The sequence below is a fragment of the Homoserinimonas sp. genome, from assembly GCF_056262345.1.
In genome coordinates, this window is sequence record NZ_JBACFR010000105.1 from 21,454 (window position 1) to 31,732 (window position 10,279).

Genomic DNA, 10,279 nt, shown 5'->3' on the forward strand with positions numbered 1-10,279 from the left:
GCATGGCTGCAAAGTGGATCGAAGCCCTCACCGGGCCGCTCGACCAGAAGAAGCAATACCGGCAAGACAAGGCACGTATCGACGGCCTCCCCGAGCCATACAGCACCGCGGCCAAGGCCATGCATCGCTACTTTCTGCACTTCGGCGGCATCACCGACGGAGACACCCTCATCACCATGTTCGGCGATCTGGCCGACCTCTGGGAGCGAGCCGCCACCGATGGCACTCCCATCCACGAGATCGTCGGTGACGACCCCGTGGAGTTCGCCGAGACCTTTGCTCAGGCCTATAACGGCAAGCACTGGATCGATGCGGAACGCGCCCGCCTGGTGAGGTCTATCGAGGAAGCGGAGCGAAAGGAACAGCCATGATCGCCGACGCGGCCATCAGCGCGCGGGGCATCGAGAAGTCGTTTAAGGATGTACGCGTGCTGCGCGGCGTCGATGTGGAGGTCGTGCGCGGCAGCATCTTTGCCCTGCTCGGCTCGAACGGCGCTGGCAAGACGACCCTGATTCGCATCCTTGCGACACTGCTGCGAGCGGATGCCGGCACGGCAACCGTAAACGGCTACGACGTTGGTTCCGATGCGAGCAGGGTGCGCGAATCCATCAGTCTCACGGGCCAGTTTGCGGCAATCGACGACATCCTCACCGGCAGAGAGAATCTCGTGCTCATTGGCAGGCTTCGCCACCTGCCCGACCCCGGCATGATCGCGGATAACCTGCTCGCCCGGTTCGCGCTCACAGAAGCCGGCGGGAGACGAGCAGCAACATATTCGGGCGGAATGCGCCGAAGGCTTGATATCGCCATGAGCTTGATCGGCGACCCGCCGGTCGTTTTTCTCGACGAGCCGACAACGGGTCTCGACCCCCAGGCGCGCCTCGAGGTATGGCAGACGATCACTCAGCTCGCGGGCCGCGGCACAACAGTTCTGCTCACCACCCAGTACCTCGATGAGGCAGAGCATCTCGCCGACCGCATCGCCATCCTGCACCAGGGAACCATCATCCACAGCGGCACGCTCGCGGAGCTGACCCAGCTTCTGCCCTCGGCCACCGTCGAGTATGTCGAGAAGCGGCCGACACTCGAGGAGGTCTTTCTCGCACTCGTCGGAGACACGAAGGAAGACCGATGACCGCCCACGCTATCGCCGACACCGGCGTGCTCACCAGCCGGTCGCTGCGCCACATTCTGCGCAGCCCCGACACGATCATCACCACTGCGGTGACCCCGATCGCTCTCATGCTGCTGTTCGTCTATGTCTTAGGCGGAGCGATCGACACGGGCTCAAACGAGTCGTACATCGACTACATGCTGCCCGGCATCTTGCTCATCACGATCGCTTCTGGCATCGCCTACACCTCCTACCGGCTGTTTCTCGACATGCAGGGCGGCATCTTCGAGCGGTTCCAGTCCATGCCGATCGCGCGGTCGAGCGTGCTCTGGGCGCACGTTCTCACCTCTCTCGTGGCGAATATGGTCTCGGTCGCAATTGTGATCGGAGTCGCTCTCCTCATGGGATTTCGCACCGGCGCATCGCTCGGTGCGTGGCTCGGCGTTGCCGGCATCCTGATTCTGTTCACGCTCTCCCTGACCTGGATCGCGGTGATCGCGGGGCTCTCGGCAAAGACCATCGATGGGGCAAGCGCTTTCAGCTATCCCTTGATCTTCTTGCCCTTTATCAGCTCGGCCTTTGTGCCCACCGACTCGATGCCGGCCCCCGTGGCCTGGTTCGCCGAGAACCAGCCGGTCACCTCCATTGTCGACACAACGCGCGCCCTGTTTTCCCAACAGCCGGTCGGCACAGAGATCTTGGTCGCCCTCGCCTGGCTCGTGGGCATCCTCGTTATCGCCTACGGCTTCGCCATCACCATCTACCGGCGCAAGATCAGCTAGATCACAGCCTCCCGGCACACACACAGCACGGTTAGCGGGAGGATGGAGTCGTGTCGAGCAACCCCTACGAATCACGACCATGGCTCTCCTCATACGCCGAGGGGGTCGAAGCCGAGATCGACGAGCCCTCACAAACCCTGCCTCAGATGATGTCCGCGAGCATCAAGGCCTTCGGCCCGAGACCGGCCCTCGAATTCTTCGGAGCCGTGACCTCCTATCGCGATCTGGGGGAACAGATCGACCGCGCGGCAGAAGGGATGCGCCGGCTGGGGGTCAAAAAGGGTGATCGAGTTGCGCTCGTGCTGCCCAACTGCCCGCAGCATGTTGTCGCCTTCTACGCAGCCCTCAGGCTCGGCGCGATCGTCGTCGAACATAATCCGCTCTACACCGCGCGTGAGCTTCGCCATCAGTTCGAAAACCATGGCGCCCAGTTCGCGGTCGTCTGGGATAAGACCTACGACACGATCGCCGCGTTCCCCCGCGACCTGGCCGTAGAGCACATCGTGAGCGTCGACATCACCACGGCGCTGCCCTTCGGCAAGCGGGTGGCGCTGCGCCTGCCCGTCCCCAAGGCCCGGGCCTCTCGCGCGCAGCTGACCAGCACGCCGAAGGCGCGGCATCTGCTCACCTGGAAGGCGCTGCTCGACCACCGCCGCATCTCGCGACGAGTCGCAGGACCGGCGATCGACGACGTCGCCCTATTGCAGTACACGAGTGGAACAACCGGCCACCCCAAGGGTGCCATCCTCACCCACTCCAATTTGCGTGCGAACGCGATGCAGGGCCGCGCCTGGGTGCCGGGACTCGTGGATGGCAAAGAGACCTTCTACGGCGTGCTCCCCCTCTTTCACGCGTACGGCATGACGCTGTGCCTCACCTTCGCCATGAGCATGGGCGCAAAGCTTGTGCTGTTCCCCAAGTTCGACGTTGACCTGGTCAAGGCCGCTGTGCGCACCAGCCCGCCCACATTTCTGCCCGCCGTGCCGCCCATCTACGACCAGCTTGCCCGCTCTGCGCTGCGCGGCTCGATCGACCTCTCCACAATTCGTTTCGCCATCTCGGGAGCCATGAGCCTGCCCGTCGCGACCGTCGAACGCTGGGAAGAGGCGACCGGCGGCCTCCTCGTGGAGGGCTATGGCATGACCGAGAGCTCGCCCGTAGCGCTCGGAAACCCGATGGGGCCAACCCGGCGACCGGGCACGGTGGGGGTGCCGTTCCCCAGCACCGAGATTCGCGTGGTCGACCCCGAAAACCCCACAATCGACCGCCCTCTCGGCGAATCCGGCGAGCTGCTCATCCGCGGTCCCCAGGTTTTTCAGGGGTACTGGGGGCGGCCCGCCGACACCGCAGAGGCGCTCCTGCCGGGAGGATGGCTTCGCAGCGGCGACATCGCCACCGTCTCGGGGGATGGCTTCGTCACGATCGTCAACAGGCTCAAGGAGCTCATCATCACGGGCGGGTTCAACGTCTCCCCCAGTGAGGTCGAGAGCACACTGAGCGAGCATCCGGATGTCATGGCCTCGGCCGTGGTCGGCTTGCCTCGCAAACAGGGCGGAGAAGATGTTGCTGCCGCCGTGGTGCTGCGCGAGGGTGTCGCTCTCGACGGGGAATCAATTCGCGACTTTTGTCGCGCACGACTCGCCGCCTACAAGGTGCCCAAGCGCATCCTCGCCGTCGACGAATTGCCCCGCTCGCTCATCGGCAAGGTCTTGCGGCGCGAGGCGCGAGACCAGATACTCGGGCGGTAACGAGACCACCCGAGGCATTACCGGAAGGGACAGGTCCCATGGCGACAGACACCCGCGTGCTCGACTGGCTCTTGGATTCCGACCCCGCGCTGCGCTGGCAAGTCGAGCGTGACCTCGCTGGGGCCCCTCCGGAGGTGTGGCAGGCGACCAGGTCGCGCGTCGCCACCGAAGGTCACGGTGCCGAGCTGCTGGCCCACCAAGACGAGGATGGTCAGTGGGATGGCGGCGCGTACTTTCCGGCAGGGCACTTCGGCAGCCCAGAATCAGAGCAACCCGGCCAGCCGTGGACGGCAACAACCTGGTCGCTCAAGGACCTGCGTGAATGGGGAGTCGACGCTGCGGCACTTGAGGGCACGGCCGACAAGCTCGCGGCGAACAGCCGTTGGGAATATGACGATCTGCCCTACTGGGGAGGGGAGATCGACGTGTGCATCAACGCCTTCACCCTCGCCAACGGCGCGTGGCTGGGAGCCGACGTCTCTGACCTGGTGGCGTGGTTTCCCGCCCACCGCCTGCAGGACGGCGGATGGAACTGCGAGGCAGAGGAGGGCAACTCCACCCGATCGTCGTTCCATTCAACCCTCAACGCCCTGCGCGAGATGCTCGCCTACGAGCAGATAACGGCAGACCCGAGCCTGCGGGAGGCCCGCCACGGAGGCGAGGAATACCTGCTCGAGCGGCGGCTGCTCCGGAGGGCAACCACGGGCGAACCGGTTGGCGACTTTATCGCCCAGTTCGTGCATCCGCACCGCTGGCGCTACAGCGCTCTGACCGCACTCGACTATTTTCGCGCTGCTGCCCTGCTCGACGAGACGCCACCTGACCCAAGGCTGGAGGATGCCGTCGAACTCGTTCGCCAGGCACGCCAACCCGACGGCACCTGGCTGCAGGGCACTCCCCTGGCCGGCCGCACCTGGTTCGATATCGACGTGCCCGAGGGCGAAGCCTCGCGGTGGCTCACACTGAGCGGCACCAGAGTGCTGGACTGGTGGGATGCTGCGCGCTGACCCCGCGGGCAGCATCCGGCGCCCTCTGGGGCGAGAATGGCATGCATGACTTCTGACTCGCATCCGCTGCTCTCGGCGATGGCCGCCCGCCGGTCTGTCTCCAAGGTCGGCCCAGCAGCGCCGACGGATGCCGAGCTGGTCGAGATCCTCGCCGCGGTGACTCCCGTGGCCGATCACAAGGCGTTGCGGCCGTGGCGTCTGATTACGCTGCGGGGCGACGACCGCATGCGGCTGGCGAAAGCGATGGATGCCGCAGAGGGCGAGATTCGTGAGCCCGGTGAATTCACCACAAAGCCGTTTCGCGCAGAGCTGCTCATCGCCATCGTCGCGAGCCCTACGGAGCATCCGAAAGTCCCCGAATGGGAGCAGCATGCGACAGCTGCTGGCGCAGCACACTTGCTCGAACTTGCTCTCTGGGCCGCGGGCTGGGGCGTGATGTGGCGCACGGGGATGCTCACGAATGCGCCCGAGGTGCGGGCTGCCCACGGCCTGCGCGATAACGAACTGCTCATGGGGTGGCTCTATGTCGGCGCTATCGACGAGGCATTCCGCGGGAGGCTGAACGAATCTAAACGGCCACCACTTGATCCTCGAAATTTCCTGGGGCGCATGCCTCACGAATAAAGGCACCATCCGAGCGTTGACAGCGCGCGCAAGTCGCCGCATATTCAGCTAATGGAGACAACCGCCTCGCGCACTCTCGCCCGGCTCGCGGGCACCTGGGAGACGACGGGCGTGCTCGTGGCAGACGATGGCGAAACCGAGGGATGGCACGGTCGCGACATCTACGAGTTTCTCCCCGGAGGCATCCACCTCGCCCACCGAGTCGACGTTGTCATCTCAGGCGAACGCCGGCAATCGCTCGAAATTCTGACGCCCTCCCCGCAACCCGACGGCGGGATCCTCCAGACGTCCTATGAGCAAGACGGCTCGATCGAGCACAGCAACGGCGCGGTCGACAGCAGAGGCCGGTACGCGATCGACGCGGGAGACGCGCGAGCGATCCTGGCGTTTACCGGCCCCGCAACAATGTCGGCGCGCTGGGAGCTGAGATGCGCCGCGGGAACCTGGCGCGAATGGATGCGCGTCACGTTCAGGCGGATCGACGCTTCGCGCTAGTGCGCCGGGGACGCATCCTTCCCGCCGCGCGGCCGAAGAATCGCGGCGGTCAACGCCGCTCGATGACTCCCCTGATGAAGGCCGCCTGCCCGACATGCTGGAGGTCGTCGGCGATCACACTGACGAGTCGCACGGCGAGGCTGACGGGCGGGTCCCAGGAGGTGTCGATCACCCGGTCGAGGTCGTCATCGCTGAGGATCGCGATGAACTCGAGCGTGCGTGCGCAAACGGCCTCGTGGTAGGCGACAAGCTGGTCAACTGAGACTCCCTGCACCGCAGCGACCTCGTCGGCAGACTGCCCGTAACCGGTAGCCGACGGCGGGAATGGCAGCCCAAAGTCCTGGGCGAAACCACGGGCCGTCCACACCTGCTCCGCACCCATCGCATCCGCAACATGATCATCCTGAACTCTCGTGAGGTGCCAGATGAGCCAGGCGATCGTATTCGCCTCGCCGTCAACCCTGTAGGAGAGCTGGTCGGCGGTGAGCCCGCGCGTCACATGGAGGACGGATTCGCGGACGCGCCCGTAAGAATCGGCAAGAACGGCGGTTGCAGACGACATGTCTTCACTGTTCACCCATCTGTGGCACAGCGACACCCATGCGCGGAAGCGGCACCCCCAATCCGGGGGAAATTCACGTTGTGCGGCCCCGAAGCGCGCCAGACCCCGGCAATATACCAAGAGGGACTCTCTATCCCGCGCGACTACAACGCCCTTTCCCGAGGGCAGCATTCCTCCTAGCGAGAGGCCAACCCGATGGCACACCCGACCCTTCGTCGAACGATGGCACCCATTGCGAGCGCCCTCGCTGTTGCTCTCGCGCTCGGCGGGATCTCCGCAATTTCGGTCCCAGCGGCGACAGCAGCCGCCTCGCCCGCCTTCGACTGCACCGAGCCGCGATTCTTCGCGCAGACGGAATCTTCTGGTGGCGTCCTCACGCTCAGCACTGGCAGTTACACCAGCCAGGGCACCTCGGTCTGGACTCCGTTCCCGACGACGCAAAGCGGTGACAATCTTTACAACGCCCTCGCTTTCAACCCCGCGGACGAGTACCTCTACGGCACGCGCTACGCCAAGGGCACAAGTGTCCTCGGCAGCTTTGTTCGTATCAAAGACGACGGCACCCTCGCCCCCCTAGGTCTCTCGGCGCCGGCACTGGGAACCTACGACAGCGCACTCTGGGACAGCGGCGAGTTCGATGCTGTGGGCAACTACTACGTCGCGTCCGGAAACGGCGGAACATCGAGCATCCACAAGATTGCAGGCCTTAAGGATGTGACGGGCGAGAACAGCACACCTCGTCCCACTCGCACGACCATAACGTTGACCCCAGGACCAGCACCCGTCTTTGCCGACTTGACGTTCAAGTCAGGGTTTCTCTGGGCTGCCAACTACAACAAGTCCCCGTCGATCTACCGCATCGACATTAATGGTGTGTTGGCCACAGCGGGCACTGTCACGACGTTCGATGTTCCGGCCCTGCCCAAGGCCAGCTATGGCTCCGCCTTTACGATGACCAACGGAAACCTCGCCTTCATCGCCACCGACGGCAAGATGCGTCAAATCTCTGTGACCAACCCCGCGAGCGGGAACCCCACCTTCCAGTTGGTGAGCACCGTACAGGCTCCCAACAACTCGAAGAGCGATGCGACGAACTGTGCAACAGCCCAGGAGTCGTCCCTCTCCGTCACCAAGACAGGGCCCGTGAAAATCGGCGTCGGTCAGAACATCACGTGGCAAGTCACGGTCACGAACGACGGACCGGGCATCACGTCGGGCTTCGTACTCACGGACACGCTCCCCGCAGGTCTCACCAACACGACCGTGACGAGCACCGACACCTCCTGTGTACTCAACACCTCAAAGACGGTCGCGACCTGCAACGGCGGCCGCCTCGCCGTCGGGGCGACCGCCACGGTGACGGTCAGCGCAACGGCGCCCATGACTCCCGGCCCGCTCGCGAACCAGGCCTACGCGGTGGGCAACGAAGACCCGTCGCCGGATGCTCCCACGATCGCCCGCACGCAGGTCGAGCTCGCGACGCAGTCGGATGTGCCCGTCACGCTCCCCGCATCCGGAGTTCTCGGATTCGTTTCGCCCACGACTACCGCCGAGGGAGGCACGGCAACCTACTCGGGCGGCGCGTTCACCTACACGCCACCGGTCGGCTTTTCAGGCAATGACACCTTCGTCTACTCGACGGCTAGCGGCGATGTGACCGTCTACGTCGTCGTGAATCCGATCGCCGCGGCCGGACTCAACACCAGCACCTATGTCGATGTCACCGTCACGATCGACCCCGACACACTGCTCGATAATTCCGTGGGAACGGGGCTCGAGCTGACCTCGGTCGGCAACGCCGTCAACGGAAGCGTCTCGATCGTGGCCGGTTCCCCCGTCTTCGTCCCGACTCCTGGGTTCTCCGGCAACGCCTCGTTCACCTTCACGCTCACCGATGACGACGGCCTCACCGCGACGGAAACCTACGCCGTACGGGTGCTCCCGACGGCGGGACCCGTGACGACGACCGTCGCAGCCAACTCATCGGTCGTCGTGACCACAGCGAGTTTGCTCGCGGCAACCGCGGGCACGGGTGGCACGATTACCGCCGTAGGCGCACCCACCGGCGGAACCCGCTCAACGGTCACCGGTGGGTATCGATACACCCCGACCGCTGGCACCTCGGGCACCGACTCGTTCTCCTACACCGTTACCGACGGTGCGGGCAGGACTGCAACAAATACGGTCACGATAACGATCACTCCGATCGCAACGAACGACAACAAGTCGACCCCAGCTGGCACTCCCGTCACCGTCACCGTCCTGGCGAATGACGCTGGAACGGGCCTTGAGATTACGGATGTTTCGACCCCATCGTCGGGGTCGGCAGCAATTTCGGCCGGCGCGATCGTCTACACACCCGAGGACGACTTCTCCGGCAATGCAGCCTTCACCTATGAAATAACGGATGATGCTGGCCGCACCGCGACGGCTACTGTCACCGTGACGGTCAGCCCCGTGGCTGCGCCCGCCTCGAAGACGACTCCCGTGAACACGAGCCTCACCGTTTCCGCTTCAGAGCTGGTGGGGGCGGGCACCGGCACGGGACTCACTCTGACCTCCGTCGGCAGTACGACAAACGGCTCGGTTTCGCTCGTCTCCGGAAACCCCGTATTCGTTCCTAGGCCGGGATACTCGGGCGAGGCGAGCTTCCAATACACGGTGACGGATGCTACGGGCAGCACGTCGACAGCCACGGTCTCCGTGACGGTCACTCCGACGGCCAGCAATCGCTCGACCACGACTCCAACGGGCACCGCAGTCACGTCAACGGCCGCGACCCTTGAAGCTGCGGGAACAGGAACGGGACTCGAACTGACCAGCGTCGGTAGCCCGGTCAACGGAACCGTCGCGCTCGTTGACGGCAACGCGGTCTTCACGCCCACGACCGGATTCTCGGGCAGCGCCTCCTACACGTTTACCCTCACGGACGACGACGGCGGAACCGCCACGGCCACCGTCACCGTCACCGTCACACCACGCGCGGTTGACGACTCGATAACGACCCCGCTCAACACGGCGGCCACCCTCACCGTGCTGACGAACGACATCGGCACGGGGCTCACCGTCACCTCCCATGCGGCGGCATTGCACGGAACTGTCACCATCGCCACGAACGGCGACCTCGCCTACACACCCTCCGCGAACTATTCGGGGCTCGACACCCTGACCTACGCCCTTTCTGGCGCTGGCGGCACCGACAACGCGACCGTGAGCATCCTCGTCACTCCCCTGGCTCCCGATGACCTCGCAGCGACGAATGCCGGCAAGCCGCTCGACATCGACGTTCTCGCGAACGACGGGGGAACCGGCCTCGTCATCACGGGCACGGGAACTCCTAGCGCGCGGGGCACAGTGACCTTCACGGCAACGGGCGTGCGCTACACGCCCGCCGCGGGATTCTCCGGCATCGAGACCTTTACCTACACGGCACGGGACGCGGCCGGCACCTCCGTCACGGCGACGGTGACAGTCTCCGTGCGCCCGTTCGCGGCGCCCAGCGTTGCGAAGGGTGCAGCAGGTCGCTCCTTCTCCTTCGACGTCTCGGGCAGCGGCACGGGGACGGGTCTCGTCGTAACCTCCGTCACACCGCCCAAGAACGGCACAGCGGTGATCAACCCCGACGGAACGATCACCTTCACCCCGCGGGCCGGCTTCTCGGGCGTTGAGGTCATCACCTACACGTTCACCGACGCGTCTGGCTTGACGGCGACCGGCACGGTGAGCGTCACTGTCGCACCAGCTGCGGTCTCGTCGGTTTCGGCCCTGCCGTTCATGGGAACAGAACCCGGGATGCTCGTGGCCCTGGCGGTTGCACTTCTCGCCCTCGGCGGGCTGGGCCTCGGAGTGCGACTGCTTCGCCGCAGGGCAGAGTAGCCGGTTCGGCGCTCTGCCCTGCGGCCCAGGCGGGGGGCAGCCTAAGCTAGTCGCTCGGCACCCCCGAAAAC

Annotated in this window: 9 protein-coding genes; 8 read left to right on the forward strand and 1 reads right to left on the reverse strand. The window is 65.0% G+C overall.

Annotated elements, in window-relative coordinates; all coding sequences use genetic code 11:
- Positions 1-2 precede the first annotated feature (2 nt).
- From AC062T_RS05480 to AC062T_RS05510, 7 genes are read left to right on the forward strand one after another with little or no spacing between them, the layout of a single operon-like run.
- Entirely contained in the window at positions 3-371 is a 369-nt protein-coding gene (locus AC062T_RS05480) for a DUF1048 domain-containing protein (RefSeq protein ID WP_476028133.1), read from the forward strand.
- Entirely contained in the window at positions 368-1,135 is a 768-nt protein-coding gene (locus AC062T_RS05485; protein WP_476028135.1) for an ABC transporter ATP-binding protein, read from the forward strand. Before AC062T_RS05480 ends, AC062T_RS05485 begins: the two co-directional genes overlap by 4 nt.
- Positions 1,132-1,896, forward strand: a complete 765-nt coding sequence (locus AC062T_RS05490; protein WP_476028137.1) for an ABC transporter permease — start codon at positions 1,132-1,134, stop codon at positions 1,894-1,896. Before AC062T_RS05485 ends, AC062T_RS05490 begins: the two co-directional genes overlap by 4 nt.
- Positions 1,897-1,946: 50 nt before the next feature.
- The gene (locus tag AC062T_RS05495) at positions 1,947-3,644 is read left to right on the forward strand and encodes a long-chain-fatty-acid--CoA ligase (RefSeq protein ID WP_476028139.1); all 1,698 of its coding nucleotides are present in this window, start codon (positions 1,947-1,949) and stop codon (positions 3,642-3,644) included.
- A gap of 38 nt (positions 3,645-3,682) precedes the next feature.
- Complete coding sequence (locus AC062T_RS05500) at positions 3,683-4,651, forward strand: squalene cyclase (protein ID WP_476028141.1); 969 nt, start codon at positions 3,683-3,685, stop codon at positions 4,649-4,651.
- A gap of 45 nt (positions 4,652-4,696) precedes the next feature.
- Entirely contained in the window at positions 4,697-5,275 is a 579-nt protein-coding gene (locus tag AC062T_RS05505; RefSeq protein WP_476028143.1) for a nitroreductase family protein, read from the forward strand.
- A gap of 51 nt (positions 5,276-5,326) precedes the next feature.
- The gene (locus AC062T_RS05510; protein WP_476028145.1) at positions 5,327-5,770 is read left to right on the forward strand and encodes a hypothetical protein; all 444 of its coding nucleotides are present in this window, start codon (positions 5,327-5,329) and stop codon (positions 5,768-5,770) included.
- 49 nt (positions 5,771-5,819) lie between these two features.
- Here AC062T_RS05510 and AC062T_RS05515 read toward each other — a convergent pair whose 3' ends face one another.
- The gene (locus tag AC062T_RS05515; protein WP_476028147.1) at positions 5,820-6,332 is read right to left on the reverse strand and encodes a mycothiol transferase; all 513 of its coding nucleotides are present in this window, start codon (positions 6,330-6,332) and stop codon (positions 5,820-5,822) included.
- A gap of 195 nt (positions 6,333-6,527) precedes the next feature.
- On the opposite strand from AC062T_RS05515, the gene AC062T_RS05520 reads away from it, so the two are divergent.
- Positions 6,528-10,208 (forward strand): beta strand repeat-containing protein, encoded by a 3,681-nt coding sequence (locus tag AC062T_RS05520; RefSeq protein ID WP_476028149.1) that lies wholly within the window; start codon positions 6,528-6,530, stop codon positions 10,206-10,208.
- Positions 10,209-10,279: the final 71 nt, after the last annotated feature.